At 40.4% G+C, this 19064-nt stretch carries 14 protein-coding genes and 1 tRNA gene; 8 read left to right on the top strand and 7 right to left on the bottom strand.

Annotated features, from left to right (window positions below; translation table 11 throughout):
• Positions 1-116 precede the first annotated feature (116 nt).
• A tRNA-Leu gene (locus BEGALDRAFT_RS12330) sits at positions 117-203 on the bottom strand.
• A gap of 49 nt (positions 204-252) precedes the next feature.
• On the opposite strand from BEGALDRAFT_RS12330, the gene rnr reads away from it, so the two are divergent.
• Positions 253-2451: a ribonuclease R gene (rnr, locus tag BEGALDRAFT_RS12325; protein WP_002690436.1), complete on the top strand. Its 2199-nt coding sequence runs from the start codon at positions 253-255 to the stop codon at positions 2449-2451.
• Between the two features lie 62 nt (positions 2452-2513).
• On the opposite strand, the gene sodC is transcribed toward rnr, so the two are convergent.
• From sodC to BEGALDRAFT_RS12310, 3 genes are all read right to left on the bottom strand, one after another.
• Positions 2514-3050, bottom strand: a complete 537-nt coding sequence (sodC, locus tag BEGALDRAFT_RS12320; RefSeq protein ID WP_198284641.1) for a superoxide dismutase family protein — start codon at positions 3048-3050, stop codon at positions 2514-2516.
• 80 nt (positions 3051-3130) lie between these two features.
• Positions 3131-3691, bottom strand: a complete 561-nt coding sequence (locus BEGALDRAFT_RS12315; RefSeq protein ID WP_002690434.1) for a cytochrome b — start codon at positions 3689-3691, stop codon at positions 3131-3133.
• Between the two features lie 57 nt (positions 3692-3748).
• Positions 3749-5116 (bottom strand): phosphomannomutase/phosphoglucomutase, encoded by a 1368-nt coding sequence (locus BEGALDRAFT_RS12310; protein ID WP_002690433.1) that lies wholly within the window; start codon positions 5114-5116, stop codon positions 3749-3751.
• Between the two features lie 191 nt (positions 5117-5307).
• Here BEGALDRAFT_RS12310 and BEGALDRAFT_RS12305 point away from each other — a divergent pair, with 191 nt between their 5' ends.
• The 7 genes from BEGALDRAFT_RS12305 (at position 5308) to BEGALDRAFT_RS12275 (ending at position 12785) form a co-directional block, all read left to right on the top strand.
• The gene (locus BEGALDRAFT_RS12305; protein WP_002690432.1) at positions 5308-6174 is read left to right on the top strand and encodes a polysaccharide deacetylase family protein; all 867 of its coding nucleotides are present in this window, start codon (positions 5308-5310) and stop codon (positions 6172-6174) included.
• A gap of 19 nt (positions 6175-6193) precedes the next feature.
• Entirely contained in the window at positions 6194-8464 is a 2271-nt protein-coding gene (locus BEGALDRAFT_RS12300; RefSeq protein ID WP_002690431.1) for an nSTAND1 domain-containing NTPase, read from the top strand.
• 106 nt (positions 8465-8570) lie between these two features.
• On the top strand, positions 8571-8852 hold the full coding sequence (locus BEGALDRAFT_RS12295) for a hypothetical protein (protein ID WP_040294959.1): 282 nt from the start codon (positions 8571-8573) through the stop codon (positions 8850-8852).
• Positions 8853-8876: 24 nt separating this feature from the next.
• Positions 8877-10088: a glycosyltransferase gene (locus BEGALDRAFT_RS12290; protein ID WP_002690429.1), complete on the top strand. Its 1212-nt coding sequence runs from the start codon at positions 8877-8879 to the stop codon at positions 10086-10088.
• 41 nt (positions 10089-10129) lie between these two features.
• Positions 10130-11353: a glycosyltransferase gene (locus tag BEGALDRAFT_RS12285; RefSeq protein ID WP_002690428.1), complete on the top strand. Its 1224-nt coding sequence runs from the start codon at positions 10130-10132 to the stop codon at positions 11351-11353.
• Between the two features lie 54 nt (positions 11354-11407).
• Positions 11408-11791, top strand: coding sequence for a GxxExxY protein (locus BEGALDRAFT_RS12280; protein WP_002690427.1), 384 nt, complete (start codon positions 11408-11410; stop codon positions 11789-11791).
• 19 nt (positions 11792-11810) lie between these two features.
• The gene (locus BEGALDRAFT_RS12275; RefSeq protein WP_002690426.1) at positions 11811-12785 is read left to right on the top strand and encodes a radical SAM protein; all 975 of its coding nucleotides are present in this window, start codon (positions 11811-11813) and stop codon (positions 12783-12785) included.
• Positions 12786-12834: 49 nt separating this feature from the next.
• On the opposite strand, the gene BEGALDRAFT_RS12270 is transcribed toward BEGALDRAFT_RS12275, so the two are convergent.
• The 3 genes from BEGALDRAFT_RS12270 to BEGALDRAFT_RS12260 are packed head-to-tail and all read right to left on the bottom strand — an operon-like array spanning position 12835 to position 19023.
• Positions 12835-14148 carry a glycosyltransferase family 4 protein gene (locus BEGALDRAFT_RS12270; RefSeq protein ID WP_002690424.1) on the bottom strand — a complete coding sequence of 438 codons (1314 nt, stop codon included), beginning with the start codon at positions 14146-14148 and terminating at the stop codon, positions 12835-12837.
• Between the two features lie 8 nt (positions 14149-14156).
• On the bottom strand, positions 14157-18473 hold the full coding sequence (locus BEGALDRAFT_RS18355) for an NHLP family bacteriocin export ABC transporter peptidase/permease/ATPase subunit (protein ID WP_002690423.1): 4317 nt from the start codon (positions 18471-18473) through the stop codon (positions 14157-14159).
• Positions 18474-18507: 34 nt separating this feature from the next.
• The gene (locus tag BEGALDRAFT_RS12260) at positions 18508-19023 is read right to left on the bottom strand and encodes a hypothetical protein (RefSeq protein WP_002690422.1); all 516 of its coding nucleotides are present in this window, start codon (positions 19021-19023) and stop codon (positions 18508-18510) included.
• Positions 19024-19064: the final 41 nt, after the last annotated feature.

Genomic DNA, 19064 nt, shown 5'->3' with positions numbered 1-19064 from the left:
GCAGTTGTGCTTCCTATTGCAACACGACCCCTATACAAAAATAACGTTCGCGAAAGACAATAGAAAAAGAAAAGGGAAGACAGTGAAGAAGGGAAAAGGGGAAATTATCAAGAAGTTGGTGCCGAGAAAAGGACTTGAACCTTCACGGTGTTGCCACCACTGATACCTGAAACCAGCGCGTCTACCAATTCCGCCACCTCGGCAGGTGCAAGAATGAAGCGAACATAATACAAAGAGAGAAAAGTTTTGTCAATGCAACGTCGTAAAAAGAAAAACCCGCGTAAAACGGCAGATATGCCCAAATCAGACCCCTACGCAGAACGCGAAAAACAGAAATATCAAGACCCCATCGCCAGCCGTGAATTTATCATGGCGTATCTTGCAGATGCAGGGCAGCCGCTTAATTTTCAAGCAATTGCTGAATACTTAAAAATCACCCATGATGAAATTAAATTAGAAGCCTTACGCCGTCGTTTACGTGCGATGGAACGCGACGGGCAAATTATCCGCAATCGTCGAGATGGTTACGGATTAGCGAAAAAAATGGATTTAATTTGCGGGCGAGTTTCCGCAAACGCAGACGGCGCAGGCTTTTTAATTCCTGATACAGGCGGAGAAGATTTATTTTTACCGCCTAAACAAATGCGTACCCTATTCCACGGCGATAGAGCAATGGTGAGCATTGGCGGGATTAATCAACGGGGTAAGCGTGAAGGTATTCTCGTTGAAGTCTTAGAACGCAACACGCAAGAAATTGTCGGACATTTTTTCCGTCAAAAAGGACTTGCCTTTGTCGCCTCAAAAAATCGCCGAATTACCCACGACATTTTAATCCCGCCTGCCGACGAAAATAACGCCGAAGAGGGACAAATTGTCGTTGTTAAAATCATCGAACAACCCAGCAAACACCATCCACCAATTGGGCAGATTACTGAAATTATTGGAAAAAATGAAGCCCCTGGTCTGGAGATTGATATCGCCATTCGTTCTTACAGCCTACCGTATGAATGGAATGATGACGTTTTAGCAGAAATCAAACCACTGAAAGAAAAAGTGCCCGCTGCTGCGATTAAAGAACGAGAAGATTTTCGCGCTTTACCCTTTGTAACCATAGACGGCGAAGACGCAAAAGATTTTGACGATGCCGTTTACTGCGAACCGCGTGGCAAAGGTTGGCGGTTACTAGTCGCTATTGCTGACGTAGCAGCTTATGTCAAACCCAACACCGCACTGGATGCAGAAGCCCAACAACGGGGCAACTCCGTTTATTTTCCCAATCGAGTTGTGCCCATGTTGCCCGAAATTTTATCGAATGGGCTTTGCTCGCTAAAACCGCAAGTTGACCGCTTAAGCATGGTCTGCGAACTCTACATTGATATGTACGGACGCACCCGCCGCACGCGCTTTTATGAAGGTGTTATCTGCTCACACGCCCGCTTAACCTATACTGAAGTGGGCAAAGTGTTAACGGGTGAAACTAACGAATTTCGCTACCCTGAACTGTTACCCTATCTACAAAACCTACATAAGCTCTATCAAATTTTACTCAAACGGCGACAAAAACGGGGCGCGATAGAGTTTGAAACCGTAGAAACAAAAATTCTATTCGACGACCACAAAAAAATTGAAAAAATTGTGGCAGTTACCCGCAATGATGCCCATCGCTTAATTGAAGAAATGATGCTTGCGGCAAATGTTGCAACAGCAGAATGGTTAGAACAACACGAAATGCCTGCCTTGTATCGCAACCACGAAGGACCAACGCCTGATAAGCTCAAAGATTTACACAGCTTTTTAGGGACATTGGGGCTACGTTTAGGCGGTAAAGATATGCCTAGCGCGTTAGATTACGCCAAACTCACGGAAAAAATAAAAGACCGCCCTGATGTTCGCCTGATTCAAACCGTACTCCTGCGTAGCCTACGTATGGCAGTTTATAGCCCTGAAAATAAAGGACATTTCGGGCTTGCTTATCCTAGCTATACCCATTTCACGTCACCGATTCGACGCTATCCAGACCTTTTAATTCACCGCGCGTTAAAACACCTGTTAAAAAAACAAGATCCGAAAAAGTTTTTTTACAATCAAGGGGAATTAGAAAGACTGGGCGAATTATGCTCGATGACCGAACGACGTGCTGATGAAGCTACCCGCGACGTAGTCAGCTGGTTAAAATGCGAATACATGCGCAACAAAGTGGGTGATGTTTATGAGGGCTTAGTCACGGCTGTTACCTCATTTGGGCTATTCGTTGAACTAGAAGGCATTTATGTAGAGGGATTAGTACACGTTACCGCTTTACGCAATGACTACTACCACTATGACCTAGCAGGACAACGACTGCGTGGAGAACGCACAGGCACAGTTTACCGTTTATCTGACCGCTTAAAAGTGCGGGTGATGCGTGTGGACTTAAACGACCGCAAAATTGATTTTGAATTAGTCAATTAAAACACACACCACAACTGGCAATCCCCCATTACCTTGATTGCCAGTTGCGAAAAAATTCTACCTTACTTCACAACCCCGCACGCCATCCGTGCACCACCACCGCCTAACGCCGCAGGATTATCCGAAAAATTATCTCCACCCACATGCACCATTAAAGAATGACCTTTTAAATCCGCCACTTTTAAACGCGGAGCTAAAATAGGCGTAGTTGCTGTGCCATCTTTCCCCACAATCAACGGCGGTAAATCGCCTAAATGCCCTGTTTTGTCATAAGGACCCATATGTTTTGCGGTTTTTTCAGGGTCAAAATGTCCGCCAGCTGCTAACCCTGCAACCGCTTTGCCGTCTTTTTCCCCTGCATTACAATCAGGTTTTTCATGCACATGGAAACCATGCACCCCAGTGGTTAAATTTTTTAAATTTGGTGTGAGTAATAAACCATATTCGCTGTCAGTCGCGCTAATCGTGCCGACTTCTTCACCGATACCCGTTTCAGAAATCAAATTCATTGTAATGCTTAAGCCTTCATCTGCATAAGCAACTGACCCTAAACCTAAACCCACCAATAACAATGCGTTTTTTAATGATTTTTGCATCATAGACTCCTTGTGATTGATAAAAAATTAAAGACTATCCTTTAATTGATAAACTATCCTTAAATTTCAAGAGCAAACTATCATTAAGATTTCTTGAGCGAAACAGGCAACATTCTCCTTAAGGTATTATCTTTTAAAATAAAATGATGCTTAATAACCCCTGCAATATGCAGAAAAAACAAACCATAAAACAGGTAAGAACCATAGACATGCACCATTAACGCGACAGATTCACCCCATTCGCTCCGCTTCTCCGCTTTCGGTAACAAACCAAGACCAAAAAAGTCCATTTTATAACCACCCGCATAAGAATCAATAACGCCCGAAATCGGCATAATCAGCATGATGCCATATAAACCAATATGCACCGCATGGGCTAAAAACTTTTCATACGCTTTTAACGTCTCAGGCAACAACGGCACAGGATTGGTAAACCGCCAAAAAATCCGCAAAACTACTAATAAAGCCAATGTCAGCCCAAAAGACTTATGCAAACTGTACAACTGCCACTTTTCCGCACTGTCTTCCATATTCGTCATGGTTAAGCCTAAAACCACTAAGATAAGGAATAACAACATAATCACCCAATGAAAAAACATTGCCACACTGCCATAACGCTCTTCTGTATTGTGTAAAGGTATCATGATATTTTCCCCAATAATACAAAGTAAAAGCAGTTAAAATAATCAATAAAACCCGCTTTAAAACGGCAATTTCAAATTGCTATCAATTGCCATAAATTGGCGACGGAAATCCGCTTGAATTTTCTCTAACGCCTCTTGTGTATCCGCCTCAAAACGAATGACTAAACAAGGAGTTGTATTTGAAGAACGCACTAACCCCCAACCATCTTTAAAATCGGCTCGAACACCGTCAATCGTTGACACTTCCGCGCCTTCAAAATGAAATGTCTGACTAACTTTTTCCATCAATTGAAAATGTTCGCCATAATGCGCCAACTCTAATTTTAGCTCTGGTGTACTCACGGCATTGGGTAACGCGCTTAAAACGGCTGTCGGTGTGCGGGGGTCGCTTGCCAAAATTTCCAATAAACGTGCAGCCGTATAAATCGCATCATCAAAACCATACCAACGCTCTTTAAAGAAAATATGTCCGCTCATTTCCCCCGCGAGTGGTGAACCCGTTTCTTTTAACTTAGATTTAATTAAAGAATGTCCTGTTTTCCACATCACAGGCTCGCCTCCATGCTCCCGAATCACACGGCTTAAATGACGGCTACATTTCACGTCATAAATAATTTTAGCCCCTTGATTACGTTTTAAAACATCCATCGCATACAGCATCATTTGACGGTCGGGGAACACAATTTGCCCGTTGACATCGACCACACCTAAGCGGTCTGCATCGCCATCAAATGCCAGTCCGATATCCGCTTGATGGGTTTTTACTGCCTTGATTAAATCCTGTAAATTTTCGGGTAAGCTCGGGTCAGGATGGTGATTCGGGAAATTACCATCAATTTCACAAAATAATTCAATCACTTCACAACCTAAAGCGCGTAATAATTTTGGCGCGATTTCACCCGCAACGCCGTTACCACTGTCAACGACAACTTTAAACGGTCGCTTTAACGTCACGTCATTAACAATACGTTGAATATAAATATCTTCAATTGCAAACTGAGAAATTGAGCCTTGTGCTTGCTGAATAAAATCGCCATTTTCAACCCGTTCACGTAAGCTTTGAATACTCCCGCCTGACAAAGTTTCTCCGTCCAACATGATTTTTAAACCATTGTATTCAGGTGGATTATGACTACCTGTTACCATCACGCCTGTGCCTGTTTGTAAATGATACGTGGTGAAGTATAAAACAGGTGTTGGAACACGTCCGACGTTAATCACATCGCGCCCCGTGCTGATAATCCCTTGTGCGAGTGCGTTTTGCAGTTGTTCGCCTGATAAACGCCCATCGCGGGCAATCACGACTTGTTTGATGCCTTTTTGTACGGCTTTTGTGCCGATAGCCTTGCCAATTTTTTCTACTAATTCAACGGTTAAATCATCGCCGACAATACCACGCACATCATAGGCACGGAAAACTGACATAGTTATAGTTCCTCGTTTTTTGATTGTTTATTGAAGAGTAAAGCCTATTCTGGCTTATGTTAGCGGTATTGTGACAGGAAATAAGGCGTTATCAAATAAGTGGGGTTTCTTGTATTTTATCGGTTTTTCCATTGTATTCGGTTTTTACTCATTGGATAATCAGCATAATTTTTAAGCGATGGAAAATTATCATGCCTGATTTTAGTCACGCAATGCGCCCAACCTTTACCGCAGGTTTATATCAGCGTTTGGAAAAAGGGGAAGCAATTAATTTAGTTACGCCGTCTATAGCAGATGGTTCTCGTACTTTGTCCGATATTCAAGAAATAAGTCCAAACGATAAGTTTTTAATTATCAAAGTTAGCCTTAAAGCTTATCGAAATGATTTTAATGGTTTTTTAATAGATATTTGGCAGCAGTTACCCAAAGAACAACGCGGGGAAAAACCGCAAGATTTTGCGCAATTGGTGGAGAGATTGGAGGCAATTTCTGTACAAAAATGGCTTTTTATCGAGGCTATGCAGGCAATTTTTGATAATGAACTGATAGACCCTTTATATAATCAGCGATTTCTTAGCAGTCTGAATAGTTTGAAAAATAATAGAAACTATGCTGTTGTTGGTGTGAGTGAACAACCTTTAGACCGCTACACCATTTTTATTGATAAATCACCTAAAAATGCGTCTGTATTGGAATTGAAACCCTTAGTTTTACCGCTTTTATCACAAGTGGATATTGAAGCGGAGTTACAACGTCATCCTGATATTGTTCGTCATGAACAAAGCATTATTCGTGAAGCTGTTTATAAACATCCTCATGCTTATGATTTTTTACAATTTGTCATACAACGGATAGAAAACGGAGAACGGGCAGGCGAAGAAATTGAAAATAAATTAAAGGTTTGGGGGAAAGATTTTAACAAAAAACCGTTTTTGACCTTGCGTTATATTGTCGGCTTACGTCAAAAAATTGTCTGTTGGTTACGGGAAGGGCAACGCTGGCTATTAGTGCCTATTCTTGGTTCTGCATTGGTATGGCTCTTTAAATTACTTTTCTAAAAAATTTTAAGGTTTTTTTATGACTGCTCCGCGTTCCCCATTTCAACCTGATTTAGAACCAAAAAATGGCTTAACACTTTTACGGTGGCTGATTTTTGAGCCTGTGATTTTAAAATATTTTAATAGTATGATTTTAAATAAAAAAGAAGCGGTTCTTTGGTTTTATAGAGCTTATGCTTGGTCGACTCTTTTTACCATAGGAATTGCATTAATATTACGCACTTGTACAGTTTGGATAATGATTCAAACCGATTTACCAATATTTTACCCAACTGAATTTAGACCAGAAGTAGTCGAATTTTGGCAAAAGACATATTATTTTTCTGAGAAATTTTATTTTTTATTTTTTTTTGATTTAGATTTATATTTATTGTTATACAGCCTAGTATTAGGCTTATCAGCAGGATCAATATTCTATATAGCATTAGATTTAAACTTAACAGCTAGTTTGATATTCAGCTTGGCAGGGGGCTTGAGGTTTGGTTTAACGGAAGGCTTGGCATTCAGCTTGGCATTCAGCTTGGTATTCGGCTTGACAAAAGGCTTGATAGTGGGGCTAGTATTCAGATTGTGGATAGGAGGCTTAATATTAGGCTTAATATTAGTCTTGGCAGGAGGAGGCTTGGCAGTAGGTTTGGCATTTATTCCCAGTTTTTATCTTATGTATTTTCGCATCCCTTTCTACCCCTTTCATTGGTTAAGCAGTCTTTTTCACGCGAGCTTAACCCGAAATCCTTATCTTTCTGATGGCGTTATCTGGTTGCCTATTTGGGGTTTAACCGCTCGTTTAACCCAACAAGCACAGCAACAACCCGAATTAGCAAGCCAATTCATCGAATTTTTATTACTCTATCGTCCTTTGCAACGCAATTTAGCCTTGCATTTAAGTCATGCAGTACAAGTAGGATTATGGCAACAGCATTTATTGTCTGCGGATGTTTTAACCCCGCCATTAACAATAGAAAAAACAAAAAAATCACTTCAACCGTCGGAAGATTGGGAAACCGCATTAAAAGCACTACAAACCCAATTAAAAGACTATGAACAACAAAATAATCTTGGGCAAAAAAACTCATTTTTTAACCAATTTGCGCAACAACTTCAGCAGTTTTATGAACTGACTTTGCGCGAATCTCCGCACTGGAATCATTATTATATTCCTGTAATAAAACAATGGCTCACGGCAACTGAAGATAAACAGCACGAATTAGCCGAGCAAATGCGCCAGCTTGAGCCGATTACGCCTAATGTTTATTTAGCGGGTAATCCTCTCTCTCCACATAAAAATCAAACAGTTTTCTTCGGGCGCGAAGATTTACGCGATACGATTACAACTAAATTACTCACTGCACAAGAATTGCCCTTCTTTCTGATTCGGGGACAACGGCGCGTCGGAAAAACCAGTTTATTAAACTTTTTGCCCGATTTACTGGGCAGTCGGTTTTTAGTGATTACGCAAGATTTACAAAATGCAAAATTTGCAACGGTAGAAAGTTGGCTTACTAATTTATATCAGCAATTTAACGAAAAAATGCACCTAACAATAACGGAGGCGTGGCAACCAACAGGCAACTGGTTAGATGATTGGGCAACGTTAGAAGCCTATTTATTCCGTGAAAGCGAACACCAAGCGAAAAAAATCATTTTCGCGCTGGATGAATATGAAATGTTGCACACTGATATTTTTCGCAAATCCCCAGATACTGGCGGGCGATTATTAGCCGCTATACGGAGCTTTTTACAACGACAAAACCGTATTGTTTTTTTATTGATTGGTTCAGCTTATTTAGATGAGTTAGAGAATCCGCGCTGGAGTGATTATTTTGTTCAAGCGCAAACGCTAACAGTAGATTATTTAAGCGAAACAGACAGTAAACGCTTAATTACTGAACCTGTTAAAAACTTGCAATATCCTGCTGAAGTAGTGCAACAACTTTATGATTTAACACAAGGACATCCGCATTTATTACAACTTATTTGTCAAAATTTAGTTGATTATGCAAATCGTGATAATCGTCGCCAAATGACGCAAACGGATTTAGATAAGGCGGTAGAAATTGCCTTAGATTCTGGCGTAATGCCTCAATCAGTCTTTTGGACGCAATTTTGTGAGCAAGAAACCTGTCGCGAAACCGTGCGCCAACTTATTAACCAAGAACCACCCAGTCATCGCGAGGCGTTACGCCGTTTAAAGCGTCATGCGTATATCGTGCAGGATAATGAGAAACACTGGAAAATCCGCGTTCCTTTATTTGCTGAATGGGTACGATTGCATGATATTGATTTATAATAATGGTGTTATTATTCATCATAATTTTATGGCTTATGCGTTGTCTTTTTTAAAGACTTAACGTTACCTGTATTTTCCAACAATAACTTTAATTATGGTAAAAATCATGACAATATCTGATAAATTTCAAGCTGAAACCGCACTAGATGATGGCGAATTGACGATGGAAGAATTGGAAAGAATGGCGGGGGGAGTGGATACATTGCCTGCTGTTAATGTGCCCATTAGTGATGCCTTTATGAAAGATTTGCTTATTGGTGATGTAAAAATTCAAGCGAATATTGATTCTTCCTACACCAGTCATTTAGGTGCGATAGGTGCAAATAATAACGAAGCCAGTAATCATTACCCCCTTCTTCCCATGAACATGACAGCATTTTTTCCATAACACGCTTATAAAAAAACTTGCTTCATGCCTACTATCGTCATTACTACAATAGGAACATTGGGCGACCATTTGCCTTATGTTGAATTGGGTAAATATTTACAGCGACGCGGGCATCAGGTGAGAATGGCAATTAATGAGGCTATGATGCCTTTGGCAATTCGCGCTGGTTTAGCAACCGTGCTTTGTGGCGTTAGAATGGGGGAGCAAGAGGCACAGCAAAATGCAAGAGATTGGAATCATTGGGATTCATCTTTATATCAAGCGCAAATTTTAGGCTGGCAAACTTATTTAAAGCGTGAAACTCCTTTAGCATTTAAGCAATTACTTGAAGCTTGTGTAGATGCTGATTTGTTAATTTGTGGTTATCAACGGCAAAGTTTAGGGGCGTTGATTGGACAGAAAACGGGAATTGCTTGGATTGCAACCTCATTAATGCCTGCAATACACAATTATCTGTCAGAAACTAACTTAGTTACGCAAGCTTTTGAGCGGACATTAAATGAAATTGCTGAGGAACTAGGCTTACAACCTCGTTGGGAAATCCCTAAAAATCATGCAATCCTCGCTTCAAGTCCTCATTTTTCCTCAGTCAATCCAATAAACGCTTTTTATCAGCAAACAGGTTTTTGGTTTTATGAAGAACAGGACTGGCAAACGTGGCAAGCTGATAGCGCATTACAGCACTTTTTAAACCGTTTTCATTCTCCTTTATTATTATCTTTCAGTAGTTTACCGTTACAAGATGCACGCTCAGTGCTTGCGCTTCATGTCCGTGCGGCGGCTAAGTTGGGCTGTGGTTTGTTGGTGCAACGGGGTTGGGCAGATTTTAATGTCAGTTTGTTGCCTGATGATTGTGACCCCGATGCGGTATTTTTTACTGATTTTATTCCGCATGATTGGTTATTTTCTCGCATTTCGGCAATTATTCATCATGGTGGGATTGGTACACTTGCTCGTGCTATTCGTAACAATTGCCCCATGTTGGTTGAGCCTTATGGTAATGACCAGTTTTTTAATGCTAAACAAGTTCTTGTGCATGAAATTGGTGCAGTAGCGCATCCGCAGAAGGTGACGGTTGAGGGTTTGGTGCGGTTGTTGACGCAGAAAGTGTTGACGGAATCTTGTCGACATAATGTGCGACAATTGGGCGAGAAAATACGGGCGGAGAATGGTTTGGAAAGGGCAAGTCAATTCATCGAAGCTGTCCACGAAAGGCACGAAAAACACGAAAGATAGGTAGTGTGTTCGTGCTTTTCGTGTTTTTCGTGGATTAAAATATGGCTATTATTGTTATTTCTAGTTCGGGTACGCATGGCGACCATTTGCCTTATATCGCGCTCGGCGTGGCTTTGCAACAACGCGGTCATTGTGTGCGAATGGCAGTTCGTAAGTCTATGCACGATTATGTTATAGGCGCAGGACTTGAGGCTGTCGATTGTGGTGCGGAGTTGTCTGAAGAGCTGGCGCGAGAAAAAGCAAGCGATTGGGATGAGTGGCAAATGCCCCAGATTTCTTCTGTGGCACATTTCGAGTCGACAAAAGCGCGTTTTCAAACAGAGTTTCCTATTGTTTTTCGAACGCTTGTGGAAATTTGTGTTGATGCTGATTTATTCATTTGCGGTTTGCAACGGCATTTGTTTGGGGCAATGTTGGCGCAAAAGTTTCAATTGCCTTGGCTTGCTGCTTCCGTTACGCCATTTTTTCAGTGTAGCGAGCAAAATACGCAAGAAACGCAGGCAATCAGAAAACTTTTTATTCCTACTTTAAACGAAATCAGCGCGCAATTAGGGATTAAGCAGGCACTTAATTGGTTGGAATATGAAAAAAATGAATGGGCTTTATTAGGCTCAAGTTCGCATTTTGCTCAAACAATCTCCCGTTTTGCCCATTATCGACAAACAGGATTTTGGTTTTATCAAGCACCGAGTTGGTCAACATGGCAACCTGATGAAACTTTGCGCCAATTTGTTGAAGGAAGTGATAAACCGTTATATCTCACTTTTAGTAGTATTCCTGTGGTTGACCCGCAAAAATTATTAATGGTGCATGTGCGAGCGGCGGAAAAATTGGGGCGACGTTTAATCGTGCAACGAGGTTGTGCTAATTTTAATGAAAGTTTATTGTCTGATAATTGTGATGCTCATAATGTGAAATTCGTTGATTTTATGCCACAAGATTGGTTACTTACACGAACAGCGGTGATTTTGCATCATGGTGGTATTGGAACGATTGCGCGGGCGTTACATCATGATTGTCCGATGGTGATAGAGCCATTAGGCAATGACCAATTTTTTAATGCACAACGGGTTTTAAGTTTAGGGATTGGTGCGGCGATGCATCCGCATAAAATAACGGTTGATGGATTAGCACGGGTTTTAGAAACAAAGGTTTTAACAGAAGAAACGCGCTATAAAACTCAATTATTAGGCGAAAAAATTCGTGCAGAAAAGGGCTTAGTGAACGCCTGTCAATTCATTGAATCTATCCACGAAAGGCACTAAAAACACGAAAGAAAGAATTATTTTTCGTGCCTTTCGTGTTTTTCGTGGACAATAATGATGAATAGAGAACTTTTATATAGAGAAGAATGCTATAAAATACAAGGTGCAGTATTTGAAGTTTATCGAGAAATGGGATGCGGTTTTTTAGAAGCCGTTTATCAAGAGTGTATGATGAAAGAATTATTAGCGCGTCATATTCCTTTTGTCGCTCAACCTGAACTTCAACTTTTTTATAAAGGCAATAAATTACAAAAAACCTATATACCTGATTTTATTTGTTATGATACTATCATTGTTGAACTTAAAGCCCTTTCTGCCATCACGGGCGCAAATAAAGCGCAAGTCATCAATTATCTAAAAGCCACTGGAATGCGTTTAGGCTTACTCGTCAACTTTGGCGACTACCCCAAAGCCAGTATAGAACGCATCATCCTATAACGCCCCCTTTTGCCTTTTCGTGTTTTTCGTGACTTTCGTGGACAATATCCTTTTTGCTCAAATAGAACCAACAACCTACTGCAATTTCCACTGCGGATTTTGCTGTGGTCGTCAAATGACACAAAATCATTTATCCCTCTCCCATTTCCAACAATTTCTACAACGTTTTCCCAACATTCAACATTTAGAACTACAAGGCGAAGGTGAACCTTTTCTCAATCCACATTTTTTTGAAATGGTTGCGCTAGCTGAGGCGAAAGCTATCAATATTTCATTGATTACTAACGGTTCTTGTTTTTCGCAATCGGTTATAGAAAAAATTTTAAATAGTCGTATTCGCTCGATTCGAATTTCTTTAGAAACAACAAATGCAGAAAAATTTAAAGCTATTCGTGGCGGTTCACTCCCTGCAATCGTGGACGGCATCACGCATTTATTAGAAGAACGTACTAAACGAGGACAAGCAACCCCAAGCATTGGTTTTGCGGTTACTTTACTTGCATCAACATTGGATGATTTGCCTGAAATTTACGCACTTTATGAGCATTTAGGCTTAGATGGAGGGGTAGCAGTCCAACCGTTGAATCGAATGCCTTATTATGTTGAACATGTTGATATAGCAATGCAATCAGAATTTATGACAGCGGCTGAACATGGTGAACGTTATTATCAGTATATGAGCCGTGACATTGTGCAACGGGTTTGGCAAACCCGCTCGAATCAAGTGCATTTTTATGATGAATTATTTAAATCGCGTTTAACAATCTGTCCTTGGCTAGATTCGGGAATTTATATGGATAGACGGGGGCGTTTATCGCCTTGTTGCATGATAAAACCTGAAGTTTATGCCTTGGGTGAACTTGAGACAATCACAATGGAAATGATAAACCAAGCACGCCAAGAATTAATTGATGAATTAGCAAGAGGGGAAATACCAAGCCATTGTATAGGTTGTAATATTGCACGCTCAATTGTTGTCCACGAAAATCACTAAAAACACGAAAAAAAATCTTTCGTTTTCGTGCTTTTCGTGTCTTTCGTGGTCATTTTTGATAAAACTCCAGCGTTTGCTTGGCGCAATGTTGCCAGCTAAATAGTTTTGAACGATTTAGACCTTTCTGGGCTAAGTCTGCTCGCAATTCAGCATTACAATATAATTCAAGTATGGCTTGCGCTATTGCTTCCTCATCGCGCGGATTGACTAGTAATCCCGCTTCACCTATCACTTCGGGTAAGGAAGAATTGTTTGAACAAATCACGGGCGTAGCACATTGCATTGCTTCTAAGGGAGGTAAGCCAAAACCTTCGTAAAGTGAAGGAAAAACAAAAGTTAAAGCATTACTATAGAGCATTGCAATATCCTCATCAGCAATATAGCCAGTAAAAATAATGCGACGTGCATATTGCTTATTTTTAAGGACTTCTTGAAAAATCCCTTTGTAATCCCAGCCTAAAGGTCCTGCTAAAACAAGATATAAATCATTTATCTGTTCTTGTTGTAATAAACGATAAAAACTACGAATCAACGTATCAATATTTTTGCGCGGTTCAATAGTACAAAGACTGAGAATATAATGCCCTTCAGGAATTTTATATTTTAGCCGAATAGTTGCCAATTTATCCGTATTGGTACAGGGATGAAATAAAGGCGATGCCGCCCAAGGAATTACTTGTACTTTATCCGCATCAATGCGCCCCTTAAGATACTCACAAAGGTCATTACGCGCTGAATGAGAAGGGCAAATTATCCAATTTTTCGGCGTTAATTTCGCCAAAACAGCAGGCAAATTAAATTCAGGATGAAAATATTTTTGTTCTCCCGTACCAAGCATTCCGCACCATTCAGGATGCAAAATTGGAATAATATCATGTACCGTTAAAACGGCTTTAACTCGTTTATGATGCTGTATAACATCAGGAATTGCATGATAAGTTGAGTGATAAACATCGATATTTGATAAATGATGGCGTGGTGTTCCACGAAAATGAGTTTCTAATAAATTAGTACGCCATTGATAAACACGGGTTTCATTTTTCAGAATGCCCATTTTTTTTAATTTTTCTATATAGTTATTAAACAAGGCATCTCTTAAAAACCACTGTCGCATTTTATCGCGGATAGTAGCATTAAAAGAGTCTGATAACCAAGGTAATTGTTCCTCTAACTGAGCATGTTTTAAATACAATTTACTAAATAGCCAAACATTATAAGAAACATCACTAGAAGCAAATACTTTCACATCAGACATGGCTAACAACGACATGAGCAAACTCTCAGTTGTCCGTGACAACCCAAAAGTTGACCGATTGCGGTAGGCAATACCTAACGTAGAAACATCATACAAAAGATTAAGCATATATAATTTTATGACTTTTTTCGTGTTTTTAGTGTTTTTCGTGGACACAAATGAACGACCCTATCCACATAAGCCAAACTATTCAACTGATGCGTAATCATAATCTTAGTTGCTTTTAACTGTCGCAAGCCCTGCATCACTTGCGCCTGTGTTTGATTATCCAACGCACTCATCGCTTCATCTAACAAAATAATACGCGGTTGATGCACAATTGCCCGCGCAATTAACAAACGTTGGCGTTGTCCACCCGATAAAGTTGTCGCGCGGTCGCCTAAAATCGTGTGCATTCCCATTGGCATGGCTTCAATGTCCTCCGCTAACGCACTTATCCGCACCGCTTGCCACGCATCCGCTAGCGTTAAAGAGCGTGAACCAACAATATTAGAAAAAATATCTCCTTCTAATAGCTGTCCATTTTGCAAAACCACACCCATCTGACGGCGTACCGTGGTTAAATCTAAATTCGCCAATGCTTGCCCATCGTAATAAATTTCTCCCGCCATTGCTTGTTCAAAGCCCATCAATAAACGTAATAATGTCGATTTGCCCGAACCTGAATTACCAACAATGGCAATGAATTCTCCTGCATGAATATGTAAAGAAAAATTATTTAAAATAGGTGGTTGTGTTGTGTCATAAGTAAAACTTAAGTTGTTTATTGTGATTTCCCCTGTGAATTCTTCTGTCGCGGAAGGCTGATGAGTGGCTAAAACATTTTGTAAAATGGGTTTAGCGCGTTCATACAATGGCACAATTTGTAATAAACCAAGCACGAGGGAACTTAATGACAGCATCGACGCGCTAAACATGCCAAAAGCCGTTATAAATACTAAAAATTGACTGGTTGAGAGCGTATTTTCCCAACCATAGACGCTGATGCTAGTAAAAATCGCTAAACTGCCCAGCATTGAAAATAAACTCGTCATAACATGCGTTACATTGTGCAAATAGGCAACTTGTAATCCCCGTTCTTGTTGTTGAATAAAAACGCTTGCCCATATAGAAAATGCACGGCTTTCTGCACCTGTTGTGCGTAACTTTATAATTCCATTTAAAAGTTGCAATAATAATCCTGATAGTTTTCCTGCAATCTCTGCTAAATCGCGTTCATAATGTAATGCTCGCATTCCACCGATTAGATTGATAATCATTGCAATGAATGCCAATGATATGGCTAGAACGGTCAATTTAACGCTGTAAGTCAACATGAGCCATACGGTTAAACAGCTAAATAAGCCATTGAATAGTAAATTTAAAATTGTGCCTGACAAGATGTGTCGAATTGCAGAAATGCTATTGACGCGCATCGCTAAATCGCCTGCGGTGTAATGGCGAAAAAAATCCGCAGGCAGTTTTAATACCCTATCCCAAATCGCACTTTGTGTTTTTACTTCTATATAAGTGCCGAGTCGTAGTAGTAAAAAACTTTGTTGTAAATTTAAAAGTAAAGCAATAATCGCTGAGGTTGCTAAAACAGTCATCAGTAGAGATAGTTGCCGAATGTCTGCGCTTGGAATTACGGTAGAAATTAATAGCCCCAGACTCCAAGGCATTAATAAAGCCAGTGATGTTGTGAATACGCTCAATAGTAGTACCCAGATAAACTCTCGATAATGTCCTGCTGTGCTAAAGCGCATTAAATGCAGTAAATTAAGGGGTTTGTCAGGTAGTGGCGGATAAAATAATATCGCACGGGGTTTGAGCTGTTGGGCTTGTGTCGCGGTAATTTTTTGTACGCGCTGTTGTAATACATCATGTTGCGTATAAGCATTGCCACGTCGTGTCGGAATCAGTAACAACGGGCGATTATCCGCACGGTCAAATGCTAATAAATGTCCACAATCTGCTTGCCACCATGTGTCTGTCAGTGTTACTTCACGATAACGTAGTTGTGAGGCAAGCGCGATTTCAGCGATAGGATAATACGCGCTTGTTTGTTTAGCGGGTGGCGGTTGAATAAAGCGAATGCCCGTATATTTTTCTAAATGTTGGCAACTTGCCCACACATCGGCGAATGCAACGCCATTGCCTGCTTGTTCAGTTTCTTCTGTTATTTCATTTTGTTGTGTGTTGTCGTTTAAAATCAGGTCGAGATTTCCTGCTCTTACATTTGTAACTTGTCTAGTTTCCGTTAATTGTTCAGCAATCAGCCGTTGATATGCGCCTGTAGTAGATTGTAATTGCGAATGTGTTCCGCGTTGTACGATTTCCCCAGCTTCTAACACAAGGATTTCATCGCAATTTTCTAATGTTGTTAAACGATGGGTTAAAATTAGACAACTACAACCGCGACGGCGTAAATTTGCATAGATTTTATTTTCTAATTCAATATCTAACATGCGTGTTGCTTCGTCTAAGATTAAAATTGTTGGGTTTAGCATCAACGCTCGTGCAATTTCTAAGCGTTGTAACTCACCACCGCTAAAATTTCCCCCGTTTTCTAATAGTGGTTCATCATAACCGCGACCATGACTGATGATAACTTCATGAATACACGCATCTTGTGTGGCTTGAATCATTTCTGCATCGCTAATCTCTTCATTCCATAAGATTAAATTTTCTCGAATTGTTCCTTCAAAGATGCTGACATCTTGGTCAACAAAGGCGAGAGAATGGTTAAAAACGGTGCGGGGAATTTGAGCGCGGGCTTTTCCATCGAATAAAATATTGCCCTCACTTGGGGTGTATAAACCAACAATCAATTTAGCCAGTGTCGACTTGCCGCTGCCCGACATACCGACTAATGCCACTTGTTGTCCTGCGTGTATCTCAAAATTGATTTTTTTTAATAATGGCGGGTCTAAAGGACAGAAGCGAAAACTAACTTGTGCTAAACGCAGTTCACCTGATAATGGTTTGTTCGTTTTTAAAGCGTTTGTTTTTCCTGCTTCATCGGTGATAATTGCATCAACCGTTTGATTCATTACATCTTCTAAACGCTGCATATCACCTGCAATGACTTGAACTTTAACACCGACATTAATTAAACGGTTGACTGCATTCATAAAACCCATGGCTAAACTTTGAAACGCTATCAACGCCCCTAGTGTTAATGTGCCTTGAATAATGCTTAAACTTCCTAATGCTAAAATGGCTAATGTGCTGAATGTATTTAATAGGGTTGGTAGTGCGTTTAAAAATAAGGTTTTAACAGCAAATTGTTGTTGATAATTAAGTGCTTTAGCGTGAAGCCCTGCCCATTTGATAAAAAAATCGTTTTCACTCCCCGACGCTTTCAATGATTCAATCGCGCGTAAACCATTCATTGACGCGCCCATTAATTTGCCTTGTGCCATTAATAGTTGTTGACTCATTTCTTGCCGTTGTTGTGAAATTGCTTGTAATATCAAAAAATTCAGTAAAGCAACGGCTAAAGCAACGCTGGCTAGTTGTGTGTCAAAAAACAGCATAAAAATGGCATAACTGCCTGCCATTATCAGTGCAAGCACGCTTTCGGCAGTATCTCCCGCGAGTAGTGACGCTAAACGGCTATTAATTGCTACTCGTTGGCAAATTTCTCCCGCTGAACGTTGGCTGTAAAACTGGATAGGTAAACGTAATACATGCCATAAAAACCGCCCTGACCAACTGAGGGTTAACTGTGCATAAAACCGATTTAAAACTTGAGTTTGTATCCATTCTAATGTTGTTCGCATGAGTGTCGTTATTGACATGCCAAACAATAGTAAGATTAACCAGTCTGTTTGACGTGCTAACCAGTAATTATCTATATAAATCTGTGTTAAAACAGGCATTATTAGATTTGGTACGGCGAATAAAAATCCTGTTAGTAATAAAAACAGTACATTTCGCCATTCACCGTGCAGCCGCTTATTTAATACTGTCAATATGCTTTGTTTATCACCCCTTGTGACAAAATCCGCGCTGGGGCTGAATTCCAAGACAATGCCTGTAAAGTGGGTGTCAAACGCTTGCATTGTGACTGTCCGCCGTCCTGTTGCGGGGTCGTTAAGATAAACTTTATCCTTGCCGAATCCTTCCACGACAACAAAGTGGTTAAACTGCCAGAATACGATTAAAGGCAGTTGCATATTGGCTAGCTGTGCAGGTTCGCGGGTGTAGCCTTTTGCATTCATGCCATAACGTCGTGCGACTTGTACCAAGTGACTGGCTTTACTGCCATCTCGCCCCACACCGCATTCAATCCGTAACGTTTCTAATGGAATATGCAAGCCGTAATAATCAAAGATAATTGCCAATGCCACTGCACCGCATTCGGCGGATTCCATTTGTAAATAGGTAGCCGTACGAACGGGACGGGGGGTTTTTGAAAAGAAAGCGAGTAACGATTGAAAAATGGGCATGGGATAAGAGTTGACAAACAGTATCGAACTTGGTTTATATCGCAAGATTATTAATTTGTTGTTGTAAGGTTTGTATAGCTTGTTGAATTTGTGTATCTGAATTATTTTCAGAAAGTGTCATTTGTAATAACAGTGCGTAAGCGGTGGCAAGTTCCTGAGATGGGGTTGTGTGATTGATGAGGGGTGATGAATGAGACAGGTCATCAAGTTGTCTCGCTAAACTCAGGCGTTGTTGTTGAATAAAGGTGGGGCGTTGTGATTCTGGGATGTGGCTTAAAGTTCTTAACCAAGTTAATCGAGTTTCTAGTTGTGCTTTAATATTTAATTTGTGCGTATTTTTCTTTGATGAAAGCAGAGAACTACTTGTAACTTCTGTTGTTTGTGTACCAAACCAATACCAACCTAATGCCATACTTAACCCTAACAAGATAGCGAGAATAAATAACCATTCTCGTGTTGAAGTGATTTGTATCAGTTGGTCGAGTTGTTCGGGTGAGGTGTGCTGTTTTAACGCGACCTCACGGAATAGCTTACGACGTTGTTCCGTCATGGGTAAATTTAACTCCATGAAAGATAAGAAAAGCACGAAAG

The sequence above is a fragment of the Beggiatoa alba B18LD genome (genome assembly GCF_000245015.1).
Classification (GTDB): domain Bacteria; phylum Pseudomonadota; class Gammaproteobacteria; order Beggiatoales; family Beggiatoaceae; genus Beggiatoa; species Beggiatoa alba.
This window is presented reverse-complemented; position numbering and strand designations above follow the sequence as displayed.